This is a genomic window from Desulfobaculum xiamenense (genome assembly GCF_011927665.1).
GTDB classification, from domain to species: domain Bacteria; phylum Desulfobacterota; class Desulfovibrionia; order Desulfovibrionales; family Desulfovibrionaceae; genus Desulfobaculum; species Desulfobaculum xiamenense.
This window is the reverse complement of the sequence record NZ_JAATJA010000004.1, coordinates 158722-179266: the sequence shown is the minus strand read 5'-3', so window position 1 is coordinate 179266 and position 20545 is coordinate 158722. Positions and strand designations below refer to the sequence as shown.

The following is a 20545-nucleotide window of genomic DNA, read 5'->3' as shown; positions in this document are numbered from 1 at the left end:
CGTTGCATGTCGCCCAAATAAGCGGCCAACAAACGCAAATGGAACCTGTTTCGCTACGGAGCATGCATCGGAATGCATGCAAGGTGCGCAAAGTATGTTGTTTGTCCAATCTGTTCGGGCATTTTGGGTTGACAAAGATTGGGAATCTTCCTAGCGTCTGGCAGGATTATTGATGAGAATGTGAATACGTTCACGACGTGTGAATGCCGCCGCCGATTTCGGCATAAGCGTGGACGGCAGGGAAAGGTGCGTCGTGGTGCGCGCCTTTTGGTTCGCGGGCGGCTCGTGTTGATGAGGCTGAACCACATTCAAAGATAATGGAGGTAAAAGAATGGCGAAACACGCAACCCCATTGTTGGACCAACTGGAGACTGGGCCTTGGCCTAGCTTCGTGTCCGACATCAAGCAGGAAGCCGAGCGGCGCAAAGCCAATCCGGACAATATCGAGTACCAGATTCCTGTGGACGTCTGTGACGACCTGCTGGGAATCCTCGAAATGTCCTACGAGGATGGCGAAACGCACTGGAAGCACGGCGGCATCGTGGGCGTCTTCGGCTACGGCGGTGGCGTCATCGGCCGTTACGCCGACCAGCCCGAGCGTTTCCCCGGCGTTGCCCATTTCCACACTGTCCGTGTGAACCAGCCCTCTGGCAAGTACTACAAGACCGACTACCTGCGTAAGCTCATGGATCTGTGGGACTTCCGCGGTTCCGGTCTGACCAACATGCACGGCTCCACCGGCGACCTCGTGTGGCTCGGCACCACCACTCCCCAGCTTGAGGAGATCTTCTGGACGCTGACCCACGAGCTCAACACCGACCTCGGTGGTTCCGGCTCCAACCTGCGTACTCCCGCTGCCTGCCTGGGCCAGTCCCGCTGCGAATTCGCATGCTACGACACCCAGGACCTCAGCTACCACATGACCAATGAGTACCAGGACGAGCTGCATCGTCCCGCCTTCCCCTACAAGTTCAAGTTCAAGTTCGACGGCTGCCCGAACGGCTGCGTGGCTTCCATCGCCCGTTCCGACTTCTCCGTCATCGGCACCTGGAAGGACGACATCAAGGTCGACCAGGAAGCCGTCAAGGCCTACGTCGCCGGCGAGTTCCGCCCCAACGCGGGTGCGCACTCCACTCGCGACTGGGGCAAGTTCGACATCCAGAAGGAAGTCGTTGACCTGTGCCCCACCGGTTGCATGAGCTGGGATGGTTCCAAGCTGACCATCGACAACAAAGAATGCTACCGCTGCATGCACTGCATCAACACCATGCCTCGCGCTCTGCACATCGGTGACGAGCGTGGCGCTTCCATCTTCGTCGGTGCCAAGGCCCCGATTCTGGATGGCGCGCAGATGGGCTCCCTCCTCGTGCCTTTCGTGCCCGTCGAAGAGCCCTACGACGAGGTCAAGGAAGTCGTCGAGAACCTGTGGGATTGGTGGATGGAAGAAGGCAAGAACCGTGAGCGCATTGGTGAGACCATCAAGCGCCAGGGCTTCCAGAAGCTTCTGGAAGTCACCGGTATCAAGGCCGATCCCCGCCACGTGCAGGAACCCCGCTCCAACCCCTACATCTTCTGGAAAGAAGAGGATGTTGAGGGTGGCTGGGACCGCGACATCAACGAATTCCGCAAGAGACATCAGAGATAGGGGGATTAGACAATGGCATTCATTTCCGCTGGCTACAATCCCGCAAAACCGATGGAAGGCCGTATCACCGACATCGGCCCCAGAAAATACGACGAGTTCTATCCGCCGGTTATCGCGAAGAACAAGGGTAAGTGGCTGTACCACGAGATCATCGAGCCTGGCATGCTCATGCACAAGGCCGAGAGCGGCGACGAAGTCTACACCGTGCGTGTGGGCGCTGCCCGTCTGTGCTCCGTGGGCTACGTCCGCGAGATCTGTGACGTCGCCGAGAAGTTCTGCGGCGGCTACGTCCGCTGGACCACTCGTAACAACGTCGAGTTCATGGTCGAGGACCTCGAGACCGCCAAGGCTCTCAAGGCCGATCTGAACTCCCGCAAGTTCCCCGCTGGTTCCCACAAGTTCCCCGTGGGCGGCACCGGCGCCGGCATCACCAACATCGTCCACACTCAGGGCTGGGTGCACTGTCACACCCCCGCCACTGACGCTTCCGGCACCGTCAAGGTTGTCATGGACGAGCTGTTCGAGGAGTTCGGCGCTCACAACATGCCCGCTCCCCTGCGCATCGCCATGGCTTGCTGCCTGAACATGTGCGGCGCGGTGCACTGCTCTGACATCGCCATCCTCGGCTACCACCGCAAGCCCCCCATCATCGACCACGAGTACCTCGACAACCTGTGCGAGATCCCGCTGGCCGTTGCCGCTTGCCCGATGGGCGCCATCCGTCCGTCCAAGACCGAGATCAACGGCAAGACCGTCAACTCCGTCGCCATCAAGAACGAGCGCTGCATGTTCTGTGGCAACTGCTACACCATGTGCCCCTCGCTGCCCCTGTCCGACAGGGACGGTGACGGCCTGGTCATCATGGCTGGCGGCAAGATCTCCAACCGCATCAGCAATCCGAAGTTCTCCAAGGTCGTCGTGGCCTTCATCCCGAACGAGCCGCCCCGCTGGCCCACACTGGCCAAGGTTATCCGCCAGATCGTGGAAGCCTACCGCACCGACGCCCGCAAGTACGAGCGCCTGGGCGTCTGGGCTGAGCGCATCGGTTGGGAGCGCTTCTTCGAGAAGTGCGGCCTGGAGTTCTCCGAGCACCTGATCGACGACTTCCGCGATCCCGCCTACTACACCTGGCGTCAGACCACTAACTTTAAGTGGTAGGATAAGCCTTCAACAGAGGCGCGGGCTTCGGCCCGCGCCTCGATTACCTAGGAGAGGTGCTACTATGGCTCTCGATATGGCTGAAGCCAAACAGCAGATCATTGATTTCTGCCAGTCCAAGTCCAAGAGCAAGTTTTACTTCAATGACTTCACGAAGCTCTTCCCTGACGAGAAGGCCCGTGACGTCAAGAAGATCCTCACCGCTCTGGTGAACGAAGAAGTCATGGAGTTCTGGTCCTCCGGCTCCACCACCATGTACGGCCTCAAGGGCGCTGGCAAGCAGGCCGGTGCCGAGGGCGAGGATTAAGCACCTAGCCCGTCGCCGTTTCGCCATCCAACAGGGGGCGAATGGTGGCTTGCACCCCTCCGGGATGCAACGATCCAGAATCAAAGCCGATTCTCCGGGCCGCCCTTGCGGCGGTCCCGAAGGATCGGCTTCGTCGTAGGAGAATCTCCCCCTTGAATCCGCTGCGCCTTCCGCGTCTCGTCGTCACCGGCCTGTCCGGTGGGGCGGGAAAGACCATCAATTCCCTGGGGCTCACCCGCGCATGGGTCGAGGACGGCCGCACCGTCGCGCCCTTCAAGAAGGGCCCCGACTACATCGACGCCATGTGGCTCGGCCTTGCCGCGCGGCGTCCCGCCTCCAACATCGACCCCTTCTTCATGAGCGACGACACGATGCGCGCCGTGCTCCATGACCGAGCGCTCGGCTGCGACGTGGCCGTCATTGAGGGCAACCGTGGTCTCTTCGACGGCATGGACGTGGAAGGCTCGTGCTCCACGGCCAGCGTGGCCCGCGCCCTCGAAGCGCCGGTGCTCCTGTCGCTGGACTGCACGAAGATGACGCGTACCGCCGCCGCCGTGGTGGCAGGTGTGGCGAATTTCGAACAGGGCGTGCGCATCGGCGGGGTGATCCTCAACCGCACGGCGGGTGAGCGCCACCGCGCCATCTTGCGCTCCGCCATCGAACAGTACACGGACGTCCCCGTTCTCGGCGCGCTCCCCAAGATTTCCCCGGACCCCATCCCAGAGCGCCATATGGGGCTGGTGTCCAACCGCGAATACGCCGGGCAGGAGGACATCCTCGCCAATCTCGCCCGCATCATGCGCGAGAACACGGACCTCGACCGCATCTGGTCCATGGCGTGCTCCGCGCCTACGCCCACGCTGCCCGTGCCCGCACTGTGGCCCGCTCCGGCCCCGGAACCGGACGTGATCATCGGCTACGTGCGCGACGACGCGCTGTGGTTCTACTACGAGGAAAATCTCGAAGCCCTGCGCCGCGCCGGGGCACGGCTGGTGAAACTCTCGCTGGTGGATGACGCGCCGTGGCCTACCATCCACGGCCTATATCTCGGCGGCGGCTTTCCCGAAACCCTCGCCGCCCGCCTGTCGGCCAACACCGCCGGGCGCGAACGCGTGCGCGCGCTGGCCGACGCGGGACTTCCCCTCTACGCCGAATGCGGAGGCTTCATGTACCTCGGCAAAAGCGTTACCTTCGAGGGCAAGGACCACCCCATGGCCGGGGTGCTCGACATACGCACGGTCTTCGAACCGCGCCCGCAGGGGCTGGGCTACAGCGAGGCCGTCGTGGATCGCGAAAACCCGTTCCATCCGCTGGGCGCTCGCCTCGTTGGGCACGAATTCCACTATTCGCGCTGCGTGGCCGACGGCGCGGAACAGCCGACCACGGTCCTCGACGTCGTGCGCGGCACCGGCACAATCGCCGGGCGCGACGGAATCGTGCGGGATAACGTCTTCGCGGGCTACATGCACATCCATGCCCTCGGCGCTCCATGGTGGGCACCACACTTCGTCGCTGCGGCACGACGCTTCCGCGACGAGGGAGCCTAACCGCTCACGAACGGACAAGGCGGTCAACAGATGAAGCTGGCGGTGCTTTCGGACATTCACGGCAATCTGAACGCCTTCGAGGCGGTGCTTGCGGACATGGACGCCGTCGGCGTCGACGAAATCGCAAGCCTTGGTGACATCATCGGCTACGGCCCGAATCCGGACGACTGCGTGGCCCTGCTGCGCTCGCGCACGTCCCTTTCCGTGCTCGGCAACCACGAGCACGGCGTCCTGCGCGAACGCCACCGCGTGTGGTTCGGCGAAAAGCCACGTATCGCCGTCGAGATCACCGCCGCCCTCATCTCCGCGGACACGCGCGCCTATATCGCCTCCCTGCCCCGTGCCATCGTCTTCCGGGGCATGCGCTTCGTACACGGCTATCCACCGGACAGCCCCTACTTCTACCTCTATGCCGCCGACGAGGAACGCCTTGCGCGAACCTTCGCCCGCCTCGCGGAGGACATCTGCTTCGTCGGGCACACGCACATGCTTGAACTCGTCGCCGACGACCACGGCACTCCCGTTCGCACGACGCTCACCCCCGGAGTGCACACGCTCCCGCGCGACCGCAAGCACATCGTCAACGTGGGCAGCGTCGGCCAGCCGCGCGACGACTTCGACCGCCGCGCGAAGTACGTCATATTCGACACGCAAACCCGAACCCTCGAAGTGCGGCTTGTGGCCTACGACGCCCGCCCCATGGCCGAGCGCATGCTCGCGCAGGGCGTTCCCGAGGTCTTCGCGCGCAGACTGTTCGAGTAGCCATGCGCAGCATCGCTCAGTACGAAATTCTCGGTCTGCTCGGGCGCGGCGGCATGGGCGCGGTGTACAAGGTCCGCAAGGCGGACGGTCCTATCGTGGCTCTCAAGATTCTTGCCCCCACGGAACTCCTCGAAGCGGTGGCCGGGCGTGACGAACTCGAACGGCGCTTTCTGGCCGAGGCCGAGGCCATGGCTGACATCCGCCACCACAACGTCGCCACAGTGCTCGACACCGGGCGCGACGCCGCCGGACGCCCCTTCTTCACCATGGAATACTGCTGCGACAACGTCGGCGCACTCATCGGCGAGACCTACCGCGTGGAAGCCCCCTCGCGCGTACTGCGTCTCGACCGCGCCACAGACATCGCCGCGCAGGCCCTCAACGCCCTCGCCTGCCTGCACGACTCGGGCATCGTCCACCGCGACATGAAGCCCTTCAACCTGCTCCTCGCGCCGGACGGCACGGTCAAGCTCATCGACTTCGGCCTGTCGCGCCTGCGCGGAGAACGCATGCGCCTGCACGGCTCGGAACGAGTTGGCTCGCCCTACTACGCCGCACCGGAGCAGGAAGCCGCGCCGGACGCCGCCGACGCCCGCGCCGACCTCTACGCCGTTGGCGTCATGCTCTTCCGCATGCTGACCGGGCATCTGCCCGAGGTCGCCAACCAGCCCGCCAGCCATTTCAATCCGGAACTCGACGCGACATGGGACGCCTTTCTCCGCCAGTCACTAGCCCGCGACCGCGAGGAACGCTTCCCCACCGCCCGCGCCATGCGCGACGCCCTCGCTGCACTCGTCGCAGCATGGCGCGAGCGCATCGACGCCACCTGCGCCCTGCCCAACATCTCGCCCGACATCGCACCGGACGTGGAGCACCTCGTGGAAACGTGGACCGCACCCCTGCGCGCCACGCCCCTGCGCACCGGTACCGTGGACGCGGACGCAGCCTTCGACGTGGACGACCTTGGCCGCCCCATCGCCTTCTGCGCCAACGACTTTCAGGACCGAGGCGACACCGTGTACGACGCGACCACCGGCCTTGTCTGGCAGACGGGCTGTTCTGCGCAGGCCATGGACTGGACCGAGGCCGAGGCCTACGCCCGCGCCCTTGGCTCCGCGCGCTTCGCCGGGTATGACGGATGGCGGCTGCCCACAGCGCCGGAACTGCTCTCCCTCGTCACGCCGGTTCGCAAGGGACGCGACTTCTGCGTGGAGTCGCTCTTTTCCACGGCCTGCAAGCGCCTGTGGACCGCGGACCACCGGACGCACACCGCCGCGTGGTACGCCGACATGGAACTCGGCTTCCTGTGGCGGCACGACCTGACCTGCCGCAACTGGGTTCGCGCCGTGTGCTCGACTCAGACGGTCCCAAGGAGATAATCACATGAGCATGACGTGCAGACCGCTTCTCCCGGACGAAACCGCACAGGCCGCGGCCCTCATCGAGGAATCGTTCGACCACGGCGTGGCCCCGCTTTATCCACGCGAAGGCATTGAGGAATTCAAGAGCTTCGTCACACCGCAAAGCCTCCGGGAGCGCCTCTCCGGAACAGGCTTCGCCTTCGCCGCGGAGCGCGACGGCACGCTCGTCGGCGTCGTGGAGGTGCGCGACGGGCACCACATCGCCATGCTCTTCGTCGCCCCGCACTGCCAGCGGCAGGGCATCGGGCGCATGCTCCTCCGCCATGCCACCACGGCCTGCCTCGAACGCGACCCGACCCTTGACGCGATAACGGTCTTTTCGTCGCCCAATTCCGTCGGCGCTTACAAGCGCTTCGGATTCGCGGCCGACGGCCCGGAACAGGAGAAGAACGGCATCCGCTACACGCCGATGACACTCGACCTGTCCCAGACACGCAACTGACTGCCGCAGGGATCACCGGAAGCGCCCACAGTGGGCACGGTTCCCTCGACGGCACACCTGAAGGAAGGAATATAAGGACAATGACTCAGGAAAAGACCAGAACGCATTGCGAACAGTGTGGCACCTGCTGCCGCAAGGGCGGCCCGTCGCTGCACCGCGACGACCTGCGCCTGTTCGCAGAGGGAATCCTCGGATTCGGCGACGTGGTGACCCTGCGCCGTGGCGAATTCGTCCACGACCAGATCACCGGCCAGCTCGCCCCGTTGGAAGAGGAACTCGTGAAGCTGCGCGGCACGGGCCTGTCGTGGTCCTGCGCGCAGCTCGAACTGGACGGCAACATGTGCCGTATCTACGACAACCGCCCCGTGGAATGCGCCGCCCTCAAATGCTGGGACACCGCAGAGGTCGAGGCCATGTACGCCGTGGACCGCATCGTCCGCGCGGACATCCTGCCCGAGGGCCATCCCCTGCTCGACCTCGTCGAGGCGCACGAGGCCGAATGCCCCTACGAGCGTCTTGAGGACGCCATGCTCGGCTTCGTCAACGACGATCCCGGCGCGGAGGCCGCAGTCTTCGAAATGATCGACTACGACGCCAACTTCCGCACCGTGTTTCGCGAACGCACCGGCGCGTCCGCCGAGGATTGCGACTTTCTCTTCGGCCGCCCGCTGCACCGCACCATCCGCCAGTACGGCGTGGACATCGTCACCCGCGATGGCCGAAGCCGCCTTACGCGAATGGCGCACCCCTAACGCACGTTTCTACAACACTGTCTCCACGGCCCCCGCGCAACCGCCGGGGGCCTTTTTCATCCGCGCCCGGCCTCGGCCTGCGCTTCGCCCTGCGCCTGACGCTTGTAGAGCCGATAGCCGGGGCACCACGATATGTGCCAGCGCCAAATGCGGGCGATGAGGGATTGCGGACGACGCTCCGCAAAGCGCCGTAGCGGGCAGATTTCACACATGGGTTTCAAAAATGGCATCGGTGTCCTCCCGCGTTGAGATGATACGCCACGCCGCCCGTTGCCGACGGCTAGGCGCTTGGCCTGTCCAGACTCCGATAGTTGATGGCCTCGGCCAGATGGCCGCATTCGATGCGCTGCGCACCATCGAGATCGGCAATGGTCCGTGCGATGCGCAGCACGCGGGTGTAGGCGCGGGCCGAGAGGCCGAGGCGATGCACGGCCTTTTCCAGAAAGGCATGCTCCATCTCGGACAGGGCGCAGTGGCGCTCCAAGAGCCGCCCGCCAAGATCGGCGTTGGTCAGCACGCCCTGCCCGGCATAGCGCCTCGCCTGCACCTCGCGCGCGGCCTGAATGCGCGCCCGCATGCCCGCCGAATCCGCGCCGCAACCAGAGGCCTTGAGGTCCTCATACTTCACGGCGGGCACTTCCACATGCAGATCGATGCGGTCCAGCAGGGGGCCAGACAAGCGCGAGCGGTAGTTGGCGATCTGATGCGGGGAACAGGTGCACGCGTGGGCCGAATCGCCAAGGTAGCCACACGGGCACGGATTCATGGCCGCCACCAGCATGAGGTCCGCAGGATAGGTCAGGGACACGGCGGCGCGGGAGATGGTGACCCGCCCGTCCTCCAGCGGCTGGCGCAGGACTTCCAGCACGTGCTTCTTGAACTCCGGCAACTCGTCGAGGAAGAGCACGCCGCGATGCGCCAACGAAACCTCGCCGGGGCGCGGATGCGCGCCGCCGCCGATGAGTCCGGCATCGGAAATGGTGTGATGCGGACTCCGGAATGGGCGCGACACGCACAGCGCCCTGCCGTCCAGCAGTCCGGCCACGGAGTAGACCTTGGTCACTTCCAGCGCCTCGTCGAAGCCGAGCGGCGGAAGCACCGTGGGGATGCGGCTGGCGAGCATGGTCTTGCCGCTGCCGGGAGGTCCGATGAAAATGAGGTTGTGCCCGCCAGCGGCCGCGATCTCAATGGCACGCTTGGCGTGCTCCTGTCCCTTGACCTCGGCGAAGTCCATGGGGAAATTCTCGCGGTCCGCCCAGAGTTCGTCGAGCCCGTTCGTCACAGGAGCGGCGTCGGCATCACCCGTCACAAGACGCACGGCGTCAGCGAGGGTCTGCGCGGCATAGACGGACACGCCGTCCACGACCGAGGCCTCGGCGGCGTTGACGGCGGGCACGATGAGCCCCCGCGCCCCGTCATCGCGTGCGCGCACGGCCAGCGGCAACACCCCGGACACGCCCTTGAGTTCCCCAGTCAGGGACAGTTCCCCGGCCAGAAACCAGCCATTCAAACTTTCGGCGTCGAGCACACCGGCACCGGCGAGCAGGCCGAGGGCGAGGGGCAGATCGTAGGCGCTCCCCTCCTTGCGCAGATTGGCCGGAGCGAGATTGACGGTGATGCGCGAGGGCGGAAGCCTGAATCCGCAATTGCGTAGCGCGGCCATCACGCGTTCCTTACTCTCGCGCACGGCCCCTTCGGCCAGCCCGACCATGGTAAAGGCGGGCATGCCGCATCGCGAAAAATCCACTTCGAGTTCGACCTTGAAGGCGTCGATACCCATGAGGGCAGCGCAGGAGGCTTTAGCGAGCATGTGAACATCCATGAAGAAAATTCGTGAAGAGGCAGTTCGCGTTTTCAATACATCCTTACACATATCAGCGCAACCACCCGCTGCCTCACGAAATTCCTCCACCACTCCCCAAAACAGAACAAGAGCATTGCACTGCCTTCTTTGATGCGGTAACCAAATGCGCTACACCAACACCCATCTGGAAACAGGAAACATGCACCACCACGCACGCTATTTTCTGGCTCAGCTCTCTCTCCCGGTCCGCAAGATCATGGCTGCAACCGCAGTCGACTGTGCGCGCCATGTTGCGCAGACACTCGGCTTCAACAAGACAGAAATCTTCGGCGTCAAAATGGCCGTTGAAGAGGCCTTCATCAATGCAACGAATTACTATCCGGACGAAGTAGGCCCGGATGAACTGATATATTTAGACTTTTTCGTCGAAAACGACGCGCTAATCATTTCCGTCAGGGACAAAGGCATCCCTTTCGATCAAAAACGCGCTGCACAATTCTCCGCAGACAACTCCTGCAATTCCGACGCACGGGCAATGCACACGTTCATGGATTCGGTCACGGTCCTTTCCCATGGCCGCGACGGCAGAGAGGTGCGCCTGACCAAGAGGATTCAAACTGGAACCCTGCCCGCCGAACTGGTTGACGACAAACAGGCATCAGTCAAAAAACCGCGTACAACAGTGAAAGCGCCACTCATACGTCTGGCCCGCCGTGCAGACGACCTCGCCGAAGTCTGCCGGTTGGCATGGCGCTGTTATGGATTCACCCACGAGGAACTTCTCTACGACCCCGGCTTGCTAACCGAAAAGGTCGCCAAGGGAGAATTCAAATCCGTCATCGCGATCGACCCGGAGAGTGGGCGCATTTTCGGGCACATCGGGCTCAAGTATCACTGCCCTGACGACCCGGCCCCGGAACTGGGGCTGGCATTCGTGGACCCGGCATTTCGTTCGCCACAGGTGCCGCTGAAAATGGCCAACGTCCTCTTCGACATTGCGGAAGCGGATGGGGCCAAGGGGATTTTCGACTGCTCCGTCACCACGCATACGTTTTCGCAAAAGGGCATGCAGGACAGGGGTTCCAGGCCATGCTGCATCATGCTGGGCATCGCCGCTTCCGGCATGCAGGCCAAGGAACTGAAGACCTCCCGACAGGCCAAGGGTTCTGTCGTGAACCACTACTATGCCTTCGATCACTCCCGCCGCACGATCTACATCCCGCCACATCATCAGGCCATGGTGAACGACATATACGGCTGGATGGAAGTCCCGAGGGACTTCGGAACACCCGCCGTCACTCCCCCTGCTGAGACCTCCTCCATCAGCGTTATCGACCTTCCGGACGCACTCAACGCGAGCTTCATCATCGTCCACGCCATCGGCGCGGAAACGGCGGCCGAGGTGGGCATCCGGCTGCGTCAATGCCGCACCATGCGAAAGGATGCCGTGTTCGCCTTCATCCCGACCAACGACGCCGCGTCGCCAGCCCTTGTCGAGCAGTGCGAGGCCATGGGGTTCTTCTTCTCGGGCGTCATGCCGCACATCCATGGGGGAGAGGACCGGATACTCCTGCAGTTCGTAGATATCCCCATCAATCTTGATGCGATCAAGGTGTATGGCGACATGACCAGGACGCTCTTCGACTACATCACGCGCGAACAGCTCAAGGCTCTCGGCCCGCGCTAACCCCTCGCCATCATCCGGCGCACGCGATGCGGACCCCACGCAAGACGTGCGGCCAATCCATGCGTTCAGACGCAAAAAGGGGCCGATCCCTGCGGACCGGCCCCATACATGCGGAAAGGCAAACCTCGACTACGTGGCGGCTACTCCACGAGGCTACCGAGGCGGCTCCAGCGGATGCTGAAAGGCCCGTCCCACGACCAGTAGATGCGCCACGCCTTGCCCACAATCTGCGAACGGTCCACGAAGCCCCAGTAGCGGGAGTCCGAGGAGTTCTCGCGGTTATCGCCCATACAAAAGTACTTGTTGTCGGGCAGGGTGACCGGGCCGAAATTGTGGGCCGGGGGGAAGTTCTTGGCCGGAAGTCCAGCGAGGTACGGTTCGTCGAGGCGCTCCCCATTGCGGTAGACGACGTTGTCGCGCATCTCCAGCGTGTCTCCGGGCAGGCCGATGACGCGCTTGATGTAGTCCTTGGACTCGTCGAGGGGATAGCGGAAGACGATGATGTCGCCGTGCTCGGGGTCGGAGATCGGAACGACGGTGATGTCTGTGAAGGGGACCTTGATGCCGTAGAGGAACTTGTTGACCAGCAACTGATCGCCGATCTGCAGGGTTTCAAGCATGGAACCCGAGGGAATCTTGAAGGCCTGCACCACGAAAGAACGTATGAAAAACGCGAGGATCAGCGCAATGATGAGCGCCTCCGCGTAGTCACGTACAACCTTGTGCCATCTGGGATTCATGAGTGTGTCCTGTCGCGTTTCCGGAAGAAAGGGGCGAACGCATGGCGCGGCCCCTTTCCCGAGGTTGAGTCCGAAGCGGCGGGCGTTCCCGCGCCCGTCTCTAGTCCGAATCGGCCTTGAGGGCGGCGAGGAAGGCTTCCTGCGGAATCTCCACGCTACCCATCTTCTTCATGCGCTTCTTACCCTCTTTCTGCTTTTCGAGGAGCTTGCGCTTTCGGGTGATGTCGCCGCCGTAGCACTTGGCCGTGACGTTCTTGCGCAGGGGGGCGTTGCGTTCGCGGGCGATGACCCGCGTGCCGATGGCCGCCTGCACGATCACTTCGTAGAGCTGACGGGGGATGGAGTTCTTAAGCTTCAAGGCCACGGCACGGCCGTAGCGCGCGGCGCGCTCCCGGTGCACGATGACCGCCAGCGCATCGACGACGTCGCCATTGATGAGCATATCGAGCTTCACGAGGTCGGCCTCGCGGAAGTCGATGAACTCGTAATCCATGGACGCGTAGCCCTTGGTCACGGACTTCAGCTTGTCGAAGAAATCATAGACGATTTCCGCGAAGGGCAGCTCGTAGGTGATGATGACCCTCGTGGACGTCAGGTAGCGCATATCCTTCTGGATGCCGCGCTTCTCCTCGCACAGCTTGAGCACCGCGCCCACGAACTCGTTGGGCACATGGATTTCCATGCGCACGAACGGCTCGGCCAGCGAGGCGATGGACTGCTGTTCCGGCAGCTTGCTCGGATTGTCGATGACAAGGACGGTGCCGTCGGTGGCGGTGACCTTGTAGGCCACGGACGGAGCCGTGGCGATGAGCTTGGCTCCGAATTCGCGCTCCAGCCGCTCCTGGATGATCTCCATGTGCAGCAGGCCGAGGAAGCCCGCACGGAAACCGAAGCCGAGAGCCTGCGAGGTCTCCGGCTCGAAGCGGAAGGCCGCGTCGTTGAGCTGGAGCTTTTCGAGGGCGGTCTTCAGCGGGTCGTACTCGGCGGGTTCCACCGGGTACAGGCCGCAGAAGACCATGGGCTTGATTTCCTTGAAGCCGGGGAACGGCGTGGTCGTGGGATTACGCATGAGGGTGACGGTGTCACCCACGGGCGCATCCGAGAGGTCCTTCATGTTGGCGCACATGAATCCCACGTCACCGGGGCCGAGTTCGGGAACGTCCTTGGCCTCGGGCGAGAACACGCCGAGGTTGGTGGTCTCGAAGGCCCGCCGGGTGGAGTGGATGAGGATGCGGTCACCCTTTTTGATGGTGCCGTCCAGAATGCGGAACATGACCACCACGCCGCGGTACGAGTCGTACCACGAGTCGAAGATGAGCGCGCGAAGCGGAGCCTCCGGGTCGCCCTTGGGCGCGGGCAGCTTCTCCACGATGGCTTCGAGGACGGCGTCCACGTTAAGCCCGGTCTTGGCGCTCACGCTGATGGCGCTGGAACAGTCCAGCCCGATGATCTCCTCGATCTCGCTGGCCACGCCGTCCGGATCGGAGCTTGGCAGGTCGATCTTATTGAGCACCGGAATAATTTCGAGATCGTGCTCCAGCGCGAGGTACACGTTGGCCAGCGTCTGGGCCTGCACACCCTGCGTGGCGTCCACCACGAGGAGCGCGCCCTCGCACGCAGCCAGCGAACGCGAGACTTCATAGGAAAAGTCCACGTGTCCGGGCGTGTCAATGAGGTTGAGCACGTATTTGCGCCCGTCCTTCGCCGTATAGGGGATGCGGACGGTCTGCGCCTTGATGGTGATTCCGCGCTCGCGCTCCAGTTCCATCTTATCGAGGTACTGTTCGCGCCGCTCCCTGTCGCCGACGAGTCCGGTCAATTCGAGAATCCGGTCGGCCAGGGTGGATTTGCCGTGGTCGATATGCGCAATGATGCTGAAATTTCTGATATTGCTTGTGCTGCTCATATGTTGTCGACGATGAAATCGGAAAAAAGTGGTTCCGCCCGATCGGACGTGGAGACTTCTCTACGGCATTTGCCAGCACAAGTCTAATACCTGTTGCACCCGCAGGGAAGTCCCCTGCATCACAACGCTCTGCCCCGCACCGACGCACCCCCTGCCTAGGCACCCCCTCCGCCCTGCACCGTACACCTCCGCCGCCCGGAATTGCCCGTCCCCCCGCACCGGATTGGAATCCTTCACCATCGTGAAAAACGACCAAAGGACTTGATTGTTTGTGCAAACGAATGTATCAAGACACCCTTATTTTCCGCAAAGGTAACTTTTGTAGCTGATTTTTTGCAACGCAAAAATTAGCAGGGGAAAAAGTTTCCAAACGAAAAATTTTGGCAATAGTTTTTTTCTTTTCGGCATTGTCCGGCTCCAATCCGGACGGTCTTGACAGATTACCGGTTCACACAAGGAAGGGATTTCAATGACCTCGAATCAGGAGACGTGGGGCTCCCGCGCGGGATTCATCCTCGCTGCGGTGGGTTCCTGCATCGGCCTCGGCAACATCTGGCGCTTCCCGTACATGGTGTACGAAAACGGCGGCGGCGCGTTCCTCATTCCCTATTTCGTCGCGATGCTCACCGCGGGCATTCCGCTCCTGATCCTCGAATTCGCCATCGGGCACAAGTTCGAAGGTTCCGCACCCCGCATCTTCGCCTCCATCTCGCGCCGCTGGGAGTGGCTGGGCTGGTGGCAGGTGATGGTGGCCTTCGTCATCTCCCTGTACTACGTGGCCGTCATCGGCTGGGCCATCTCCTACGTGTGGTTCGCCATGACGCAGGCCTGGGGTACCGACACAGGCACATTCTTCATGAACACCTTCCTGAACGTCACGGACTCCCCGCTCAACTTCGGCGGCATGAACTGGCCCGTCTTCGGCACCATCGTCCTCGCGTGGGGCGCATGCTGGGGCATCCTGTTCGGCGGCGTGCAGACCGGCATCGAGCGTGCCAACAAGATCTTCATGCCCCTGCTGATCATCCTCGTGCTCATCATCATGGGCCGCGTGCTGTTCCTGCCCGGCGCCATGGAAGGCCTCAACTGGCTCTTCAAGCCCGACTTCGCCGCCCTGACCAAGGGCAGCGTGTGGATCGCCGCATACGGCCAGATCTTCTACACCCTCGGTGTGGGCTTCGCCATCATGGTCACCTACGCCAGCTACCTGCCCAAGGATTCCGACGTAAACAACAACGCCGTGATGACCGTGTTCATCGACGGCGGATTCGCCATCCTCGCGGGCATCATGATCTTCGGCGTGCTGGGCTACATGGCCGCCGCCAAGGGCGTGGCCGTGAACGAGGTCGTCAGCTCCGGCGTGGGCCTGTGCTTCGTGACCATTCCGCAGGCCATCAACTTCCTGCCCATGCCCAAGGTCTTCGGCACTCTGTTCTTCACCGCCATCGTGGTGGCTGGCATCTCCTCCCAGATCTCCATCTGCGAGGCTTGCGTCGCCGCCATCCGCGACAAGTTCGACATCTCCCGCAAGACCGCCGTCACCGCATACTGCCTGGCGGGCTTCGCCGGAAGCGCCATCTTCGCCTGCGACGGCGGCCTGCTGGTGCTTGACGTTGTCGACCACTTCATCAACAACTTCGGCGTGCTTATGACCGGCCTCGTGGAGATCACCGCCATGGCGTGGCTCTTCAACATCGAAGACCTGCGCAAGCACATCAACGCCGTGTCCGACTTTGCCATCGGCCGCTGGTGGGTGTTCAGCCTCAAGTTCGTCACCCCGCTGCTCTTGGGCTACATGGCCATCCAGAATCTCGTTGGCGACATCGCCAAGCCCTACGGCGGATACCCGACCGCTGCCGTGACCGTTTTCGGCTGGTCCGTGGTCGCGGGCGTGGTGCTCCTCGGCTGGCTCATCCAGACCGTCAAGGCCTACGATCCCGCGCGGATCTCCAAGTAGCGCCGCACGACATCGCACCGAACGGGGGGCACGGTCCAAGGACCGTGCCCCCTTCTCGTTGCAGCGCCACCAACAGCCGCCGCCCCGTGCACGGGCTTGCCCATCGCGGCGAGTGCTGGTAGGTGGAGATGGTTCAATCATCAAGGAGAACAAGATGCTGTCACTCGGTTGGATTGCGATTACCTATCTTCTGGGATCCATCCCCTTCGGGCTGTTCGTGGCCAAGGCCTGCTGCGGCGTGGACCCGCGCCTCGACGGCAGCCGCAACACCGGGGCGACCAACGTGGCCCGCCTGTGCGGCTTCAAGTACGGCGTCATGGCCCTCGTCCTCGACGTGGCCAAAGGCTTTCTGCCCGTGCTCGGCGCGGCGGCCTTCAGCCAGTCGTCCCTCTTCCTCGGCCTCGTCGCGCTGGCCGCCGTCTGCGGCCACGTGTGGTCCGTGTTCCTGCACGGCAAGGGCGGAAAGGCCGTAGCCACCACCGTCGGCGTATTCCTCGCGCTGGCCCCGTGGTGCACCGTCATCGCCGCACTGCTCCTCATCGCCGTGGTCATGGCCTCCGGCTTCGTGTCCCTCGGCTCCCTCACGCTGGTCACCGCCATGCCGGTCCTGCTCCTCCTCTCCGGAGAGCCGACCCTCGCCATCTTCGCGGCCATCATCGCGGTCATCGTCTTCTGGCGGCACCGCGAAAACATCCAGCGCCTCGCCCGCGGCGAGGAAAAATCCTGGAAGAAAAAGGCCTAACCGCCTTCCCTTCCCGCTTCACGCCACGCAGGCCCCGGTTCTCCGGGGCCTTTTTGATGCCGCTAACGGCCAGGCGAAACGAGGCGAAAAGTTTGCCTCCGGCGGCCGGGCATGCGCGAAAAGTTCGCCTCCGGCGGCCGGGGCGCTGCCCCGGACCCCGGTCAAGGAAATGATTTCCTTGACAATCCTCACTAGGGCTTCGCCACGCAAAGCCGCACGGTTCGCCACAGGCAGACGGCCTATCGCATGTCGGGGGTCCAGGGGGCCAGCGGCCCCTTGGCCGGCGGAGCCTACGGCTTGCATCCCTCAACGAACGAGACGGTCGGGCTACGCGCCGGCGAATCCTACGTCTTGCATGACGCAATGAACGATACGGCCAGCCACAGCGCGGCGAAGGAGGACAACAGGCATGAGCTTGTGGAACATCATGGGCGACGTGGTTGAGCAGCGCATCCGCGAGGCGCAGGAGCGCGGCGATTTCGACGGCCTTGAGGGCCGGGGCAGGCGCATCGAATTCGAGGACGACTCCATGATCCCGGAGGACCTGCGCATGGCATACAAGATTCTGCGCAACTCCGGACACCTGCCGCCGGAGATCGTGGCTGATCGCGAAATCCAGCGCACGGTGGACCTGCTGGCGCAATGCTCGGACGAGAAGACGCGCTGCCTGCAAATGCAGAAGCTGAACGTGCTGCTGACGAAGATGAGCGCCGCGCGGGGCAGGTCCATCGAACTGGACGAGGCGTATTACGACGAGGTCGTACGGCGGGTGAATGTCGGACGCGCGAAGCCGGGACGGGAATAAGGTGGGGATCAATCGTCGCCGCTAAAGCGCCGGATGAAGACCTCGCCGGTGTGCGTAAGGAAAAAGAGCTTCCGCCCCCGCGTCCCGCCGACGTCGATGGCGCACGGCCGGATGCCGAGTTCCGCCAGCGCGGCGACGGCCGTTTCCGCGTTGCGCACAGCCACGGAATACTTTTCCGCGAACAGCGCGTTGGCTCCGCCAAAGACCTTGCATTCGAGATCACGCAGGGCGCAACCGTGGGCCTTCATCCTTTCGGCCATACTGCGCACGCCCTCGTCGGCGAAACGATAGGGACCGTATTCCGAAGGCGAGTGCTTGGAGCCTCTGGAGGGAAGTAGCGCGTGAAAAATGGCTCCGCAGCGCGTGCGCGGGCAATGGAAGGTGACGGCCACGCAGGAGCCGAGAACGGTGGTCACGGCCGATGGCTCGCACGAGGCGACGGCCTCGCCCACGCCAAGGTTGTGAAAGGGAAGACCGGGATAGCTCGCGAGGATTCTGCGGAACACGTCGACCAGCCTGTGTGGAGTTGCGGGCACCTGTCCCACGACGATAGCACCGGCAATCTCGGCTGGTCAAAGATGATGATGCATGAGGCGACGCAACCGCCCCACGCGAAACGGCCCCGACATCGCCTAGGCAATGTCGGGGCCGTTTCGTTTCGAAAACGCTGATTTAAGAAGCGCCTTCCGCTAGCCTCTGGCCCGGTTGAAGCCGGGAATGGAGGTACGCTCCTCAAGGCGCTTGAGTCCCCACGTGGCGAGGCTGACGATGAGCAGGTAGTACAGGCCCACCACTGAAAAGACCTCGATGTTGCGCCAGGTGGCCTTGGCGATTTCGCGGCCCATACCCGTGAGTTCGTTGACGGTGATGATGGAGGCCAGCGACGAGTACTTGATGAGATAGATGATCTCGTTGCCGCAGCCAGGCAGCGCGCGGCGCACGGCCTGCGGCAGGACGATGTTGACCACGGTCTGCATGGGCGTCATGCCCAGCGCCTGCGCGGCCTTGATCTGGCCAGCCTTGATGGACATGAGCCCCATGCGCACGTACTCGGACTGATACGCGGCGCTGCACAGGGCAAAGGCCACGATGGACGACTGCATGGGCGTCATGACGATGCGCAGCCCACCAAGGGAGATATAGGGCAGCGCGAAGTACCAGAAGTAGAGCTGCACCACCAGCGGTGTGCCACGAAAGAGAGACACGTACAGGTCCGCGAACCTGCGCACGGGCACGGGTCCGTAGACGCGCAGCGCGCCGGTGATGACGCCGAACACAACGCCCAGAGCCGAGGAAGGGATGATCAGCTTCAGGCTGACCAGCAGTCCCACGTTCAGCCCCGGAACGATGCGTTCCATGACGAATTGGAGGAACTCGTCCATTTACAGGGACTCCCCGGTCAGTTCGTTGATCTTGGAGCAGAACTCCTGCGTGCGGGTGGTCGCGCCACGGCCCAGAAGTTCGCGCGGGGAACCCTGCTCGATGATGGCACCCTGCTGCATGAAGATGAATTCGTCTGCAAGCTGCGAGGAAAACGTGATCTGATGGGTGGCCATGACCATGGTCATGCCGCCCTGCGCGAGATCGCGGATGACGGCCAGCACCTCGCCGATGAGTTCGGGGTCCAGCGCAGAGGTCGGCTCGTCGAGGAGCAGCACCTCAGGGTCCATGGCCAGAGCGCGGGCAATGGACACGCGCTGCTTCTGGCCGCCGGAAAGCTGGGCGGGGTAGAGTCCGGCGCGTCCGGCCAGCCCCACGCGCTCCAGCTCGGCCATGGCGCGGTCGGTGGCCTCGCGCTTGGACATGTGGCGCACCTTCACGAGGGCGATACGAACGTTCTCCATAGCGGTGAGATGGTCGAACAGGTTGAAGTCCTGAAAGATCATGCCCACCTTCTGGCGATAGGCGTACAGGGACTTTCTGTCGGTGGCGTGCACCTCCTCCCCGTCGAGCCAGAAGCGCCCGGTGTCCGGGGTGATGAGGAAATTCATGCACTGGAGCAGGGTGCTCTTGCCACCGCCGGACGGACCGATGAGGACTTTCAGCTCGCCACGGGTCAGCGCGAGCGAAGCGTCCTTGAGCACGTGGTTCTCGCCGAAGGACTTGTTGAGTCCCTGAACGCGAAGAATGATGTCGGACATCAGAAGGATCCCTCCCGGGTGTACCCCGGAATTCTCACTTTATCCTCAAGACGGCGCAGGGCCTTGAGCCCGACCCACGTCAGCACGAAAAACAGCACACCCGCAAACAGGGCGAGCGGCAGGGGCTGGTGCGTGGTGGAGGCCACGGACCGCGTGCGCGACATGAGTTCCATGACGCCGATGGCGAAGGCCAGCGCGGAGTCCTTGAGGATGATGGAATATTCGTTGGACCAGCCGGGAATGGCCAGCCGCAGGGCCTGAGGCAGAATGATGCTGGTGATGGCCACGGAATCGCTCATGCCGAGGGCGCGAGCGGCCTTGAGCTGGCCGGGCGGCAGCGAGAGGATGGCACCCCGGAACAGCTGCGACTGGTAGGCACCGCTGGTGAGCCCCAGCACGATGGCCGCCGCAGCAAAGGCGCTGTCCAGCCCGATGACCCGCAGAGCGGGAAACACATCGGTCAGGAAGGCGAGGATGCCGAAATAGAAAAGGTACAGCATCACCAGAATGGGCACGCCCCGAAACAGCCACACGTAGAAGCCGACGAGACGGCGCACGCGTGGCGAACCGTAGACCTGCCCGACGGCCATGGGGATGCCCATGCACAGGCCGAGGAGCATGGCTCCGGCCACGAGAGCCGCTGTCCACCAGATGCCGGACAGCAGATAGGGCAGCGCATCCATGATCGCCGCGAATGCTTTGGTGAAATCCATTATGAAACCGCTTTGC

20 protein-coding genes are annotated in these 20545 nt (G+C 63.1%); 12 read left to right on the top strand and 8 right to left on the bottom strand.

What is annotated here, in order from left to right; all coding sequences use genetic code 11:
- The first annotated feature begins 331 nt into the window (after positions 1 to 331).
- The 8 genes from dsrA (at position 332) to GGQ74_RS14775 (ending at position 8034) form a co-directional block, all read left to right on the top strand.
- Positions 332 to 1645 (top strand): dissimilatory-type sulfite reductase subunit alpha, encoded by a 1314-nt coding sequence (dsrA, locus tag GGQ74_RS14810; protein ID WP_167942371.1) that lies wholly within the window; start codon positions 332 to 334, stop codon positions 1643 to 1645.
- Positions 1646 to 1657: 12 nt separating this feature from the next.
- Positions 1658 to 2803, top strand: a complete 1146-nt coding sequence (gene dsrB, locus GGQ74_RS14805) for a dissimilatory-type sulfite reductase subunit beta (protein ID WP_167942370.1) — start codon at positions 1658 to 1660, stop codon at positions 2801 to 2803.
- A gap of 76 nt (positions 2804 to 2879) precedes the next feature.
- Positions 2880 to 3110 (top strand): dissimilatory sulfite reductase D family protein, encoded by a 231-nt coding sequence (locus GGQ74_RS14800; RefSeq protein WP_167942429.1) that lies wholly within the window; start codon positions 2880 to 2882, stop codon positions 3108 to 3110.
- A 161-nt stretch (positions 3111 to 3271) separates the two neighbouring features.
- On the top strand, positions 3272 to 4657 hold the full coding sequence (locus GGQ74_RS14795; RefSeq protein ID WP_245168327.1) for a cobyrinic acid a,c-diamide synthase CobB: 1386 nt from the start codon (positions 3272 to 3274) through the stop codon (positions 4655 to 4657).
- A 30-nt stretch (positions 4658 to 4687) separates the two neighbouring features.
- The gene (locus GGQ74_RS14790; RefSeq protein WP_167942368.1) at positions 4688 to 5419 is read left to right on the top strand and encodes a metallophosphoesterase family protein; all 732 of its coding nucleotides are present in this window, start codon (positions 4688 to 4690) and stop codon (positions 5417 to 5419) included.
- Positions 5420 to 5421: 2 nt separating this feature from the next.
- Entirely contained in the window at positions 5422 to 6798 is a 1377-nt protein-coding gene (locus tag GGQ74_RS14785) for a protein kinase domain-containing protein (protein ID WP_167942367.1), read from the top strand.
- Between the two features lie 4 nt (positions 6799 to 6802).
- Complete coding sequence (locus GGQ74_RS14780) at positions 6803 to 7282, top strand: GNAT family N-acetyltransferase (protein ID WP_167942366.1); 480 nt, start codon at positions 6803 to 6805, stop codon at positions 7280 to 7282.
- Positions 7283 to 7362: 80 nt separating this feature from the next.
- Positions 7363 to 8034: a YkgJ family cysteine cluster protein gene (locus GGQ74_RS14775; RefSeq protein WP_167942365.1), complete on the top strand. Its 672-nt coding sequence runs from the start codon at positions 7363 to 7365 to the stop codon at positions 8032 to 8034.
- Between the two features lie 56 nt (positions 8035 to 8090).
- Here the strand turns inward: GGQ74_RS14775 and GGQ74_RS14770 are convergent, their stop codons facing one another.
- Together GGQ74_RS14770 and GGQ74_RS14765 are read right to left on the bottom strand one after the other, a co-directional pair.
- Positions 8091 to 8264 carry a hypothetical protein gene (locus tag GGQ74_RS14770; RefSeq protein WP_167942364.1) on the bottom strand — a complete coding sequence of 58 codons (174 nt, stop codon included), beginning with the start codon at positions 8262 to 8264 and terminating at the stop codon, positions 8091 to 8093.
- Positions 8265 to 8314: 50 nt separating this feature from the next.
- Positions 8315 to 9844: a YifB family Mg chelatase-like AAA ATPase gene (locus GGQ74_RS14765; RefSeq protein WP_167942363.1), complete on the bottom strand. Its 1530-nt coding sequence runs from the start codon at positions 9842 to 9844 to the stop codon at positions 8315 to 8317.
- A 193-nt stretch (positions 9845 to 10037) separates the two neighbouring features.
- On the opposite strand from GGQ74_RS14765, the gene GGQ74_RS14760 reads away from it, so the two are divergent.
- Positions 10038 to 11525: an ATP-binding protein gene (locus GGQ74_RS14760; protein WP_167942362.1), complete on the top strand. Its 1488-nt coding sequence runs from the start codon at positions 10038 to 10040 to the stop codon at positions 11523 to 11525.
- A 140-nt stretch (positions 11526 to 11665) separates the two neighbouring features.
- Here the strand turns inward: GGQ74_RS14760 and lepB are convergent, their stop codons facing one another.
- Together lepB and lepA are read right to left on the bottom strand one after the other, a co-directional pair.
- Positions 11666 to 12265, bottom strand: coding sequence for a signal peptidase I (lepB, locus tag GGQ74_RS14755; RefSeq protein ID WP_167942361.1), 600 nt, complete (start codon positions 12263 to 12265; stop codon positions 11666 to 11668).
- 100 nt (positions 12266 to 12365) lie between these two features.
- Positions 12366 to 14171, bottom strand: a complete 1806-nt coding sequence (gene lepA / locus GGQ74_RS14750) for a translation elongation factor 4 (RefSeq protein ID WP_167942360.1) — start codon at positions 14169 to 14171, stop codon at positions 12366 to 12368.
- Positions 14172 to 14640: 469 nt separating this feature from the next.
- On the opposite strand from lepA, the gene GGQ74_RS14745 reads away from it, so the two are divergent.
- The 3 genes from GGQ74_RS14745 to GGQ74_RS14735 all read left to right on the top strand — a co-directional run bounded on the left by GGQ74_RS14745 (position 14641) and on the right by GGQ74_RS14735 (position 17675).
- Positions 14641 to 16128 carry a sodium-dependent transporter gene (locus tag GGQ74_RS14745; RefSeq protein ID WP_167942359.1) on the top strand — a complete coding sequence of 496 codons (1488 nt, stop codon included), beginning with the start codon at positions 14641 to 14643 and terminating at the stop codon, positions 16126 to 16128.
- 154 nt (positions 16129 to 16282) lie between these two features.
- The gene (gene plsY, locus GGQ74_RS14740) at positions 16283 to 16870 is read left to right on the top strand and encodes a glycerol-3-phosphate 1-O-acyltransferase PlsY (RefSeq protein WP_167942358.1); all 588 of its coding nucleotides are present in this window, start codon (positions 16283 to 16285) and stop codon (positions 16868 to 16870) included.
- A gap of 409 nt (positions 16871 to 17279) precedes the next feature.
- The gene (locus GGQ74_RS14735; protein WP_245168317.1) at positions 17280 to 17675 is read left to right on the top strand and encodes a DnaJ family domain-containing protein; all 396 of its coding nucleotides are present in this window, start codon (positions 17280 to 17282) and stop codon (positions 17673 to 17675) included.
- Positions 17676 to 17683: 8 nt separating this feature from the next.
- Here GGQ74_RS14735 and GGQ74_RS14730 read toward each other — a convergent pair whose 3' ends face one another.
- From GGQ74_RS14730 to GGQ74_RS14715, 4 genes are all read right to left on the bottom strand, one after another.
- Positions 17684 to 18211 carry a chemotaxis protein CheD gene (locus tag GGQ74_RS14730; protein WP_167942357.1) on the bottom strand — a complete coding sequence of 176 codons (528 nt, stop codon included), beginning with the start codon at positions 18209 to 18211 and terminating at the stop codon, positions 17684 to 17686.
- A 153-nt stretch (positions 18212 to 18364) separates the two neighbouring features.
- The gene (locus GGQ74_RS14725; RefSeq protein ID WP_167942356.1) at positions 18365 to 19057 is read right to left on the bottom strand and encodes an amino acid ABC transporter permease; all 693 of its coding nucleotides are present in this window, start codon (positions 19055 to 19057) and stop codon (positions 18365 to 18367) included.
- Positions 19058 to 19816, bottom strand: a complete 759-nt coding sequence (locus GGQ74_RS14720; protein ID WP_167942355.1) for an amino acid ABC transporter ATP-binding protein — start codon at positions 19814 to 19816, stop codon at positions 19058 to 19060. It abuts the gene before it with no gap.
- Entirely contained in the window at positions 19816 to 20529 is a 714-nt protein-coding gene (locus tag GGQ74_RS14715; RefSeq protein ID WP_167942354.1) for an amino acid ABC transporter permease, read from the bottom strand. Before GGQ74_RS14715 ends, GGQ74_RS14720 begins: the two co-directional genes overlap by 1 nt.
- Positions 20530 to 20545 lie beyond the last annotated feature (16 nt).

What these genes read in the sequence shown, in the direction of transcription:
- dsrA (WP_167942371.1), top strand. Translation starts at nt 332, where the DNA reads ATGGCGAAACACGCAACCCCATTGTTGGACCAACTGGAGACTGGGCCT.
- dsrB (WP_167942370.1), top strand. Translation starts at nt 1,658, where the DNA reads ATGGCATTCATTTCCGCTGGCTACAATCCCGCAAAACCGATGGAAGGC.
- GGQ74_RS14800 (WP_167942429.1), top strand. Translation starts at nt 2,880, where the DNA reads ATGGCTGAAGCCAAACAGCAGATCATTGATTTCTGCCAGTCCAAGTCC.
- GGQ74_RS14790 (WP_167942368.1), top strand. Translation starts at nt 4,688, where the DNA reads ATGAAGCTGGCGGTGCTTTCGGACATTCACGGCAATCTGAACGCCTTC.
- GGQ74_RS14785 (WP_167942367.1), top strand. Translation starts at nt 5,422, where the DNA reads ATGCGCAGCATCGCTCAGTACGAAATTCTCGGTCTGCTCGGGCGCGGC.
- GGQ74_RS14780 (WP_167942366.1), top strand. Translation starts at nt 6,803, where the DNA reads ATGAGCATGACGTGCAGACCGCTTCTCCCGGACGAAACCGCACAGGCC.
- GGQ74_RS14775 (WP_167942365.1), top strand. Translation starts at nt 7,363, where the DNA reads ATGACTCAGGAAAAGACCAGAACGCATTGCGAACAGTGTGGCACCTGC.
- GGQ74_RS14770 (WP_167942364.1), bottom strand. Translation starts at nt 8,264, where the DNA reads ATGCCATTTTTGAAACCCATGTGTGAAATCTGCCCGCTACGGCGCTTT.
- GGQ74_RS14765 (WP_167942363.1), bottom strand. Translation starts at nt 9,844, where the DNA reads ATGCTCGCTAAAGCCTCCTGCGCTGCCCTCATGGGTATCGACGCCTTC.
- GGQ74_RS14760 (WP_167942362.1), top strand. Translation starts at nt 10,038, where the DNA reads ATGCACCACCACGCACGCTATTTTCTGGCTCAGCTCTCTCTCCCGGTC.
- lepB (WP_167942361.1), bottom strand. Translation starts at nt 12,265, where the DNA reads ATGAATCCCAGATGGCACAAGGTTGTACGTGACTACGCGGAGGCGCTC.
- lepA (WP_167942360.1), bottom strand. Translation starts at nt 14,171, where the DNA reads ATGAGCAGCACAAGCAATATCAGAAATTTCAGCATCATTGCGCATATC.
- GGQ74_RS14745 (WP_167942359.1), top strand. Translation starts at nt 14,641, where the DNA reads ATGACCTCGAATCAGGAGACGTGGGGCTCCCGCGCGGGATTCATCCTC.
- plsY (WP_167942358.1), top strand. Translation starts at nt 16,283, where the DNA reads ATGCTGTCACTCGGTTGGATTGCGATTACCTATCTTCTGGGATCCATC.
- GGQ74_RS14735 (WP_245168317.1), top strand. Translation starts at nt 17,280, where the DNA reads ATGAGCTTGTGGAACATCATGGGCGACGTGGTTGAGCAGCGCATCCGC.
- GGQ74_RS14725 (WP_167942356.1), bottom strand. Translation starts at nt 19,057, where the DNA reads ATGGACGAGTTCCTCCAATTCGTCATGGAACGCATCGTTCCGGGGCTG.
- GGQ74_RS14720 (WP_167942355.1), bottom strand. Translation starts at nt 19,816, where the DNA reads ATGTCCGACATCATTCTTCGCGTTCAGGGACTCAACAAGTCCTTCGGC.
- GGQ74_RS14715 (WP_167942354.1), bottom strand. Translation starts at nt 20,529, where the DNA reads ATGGATTTCACCAAAGCATTCGCGGCGATCATGGATGCGCTGCCCTAT.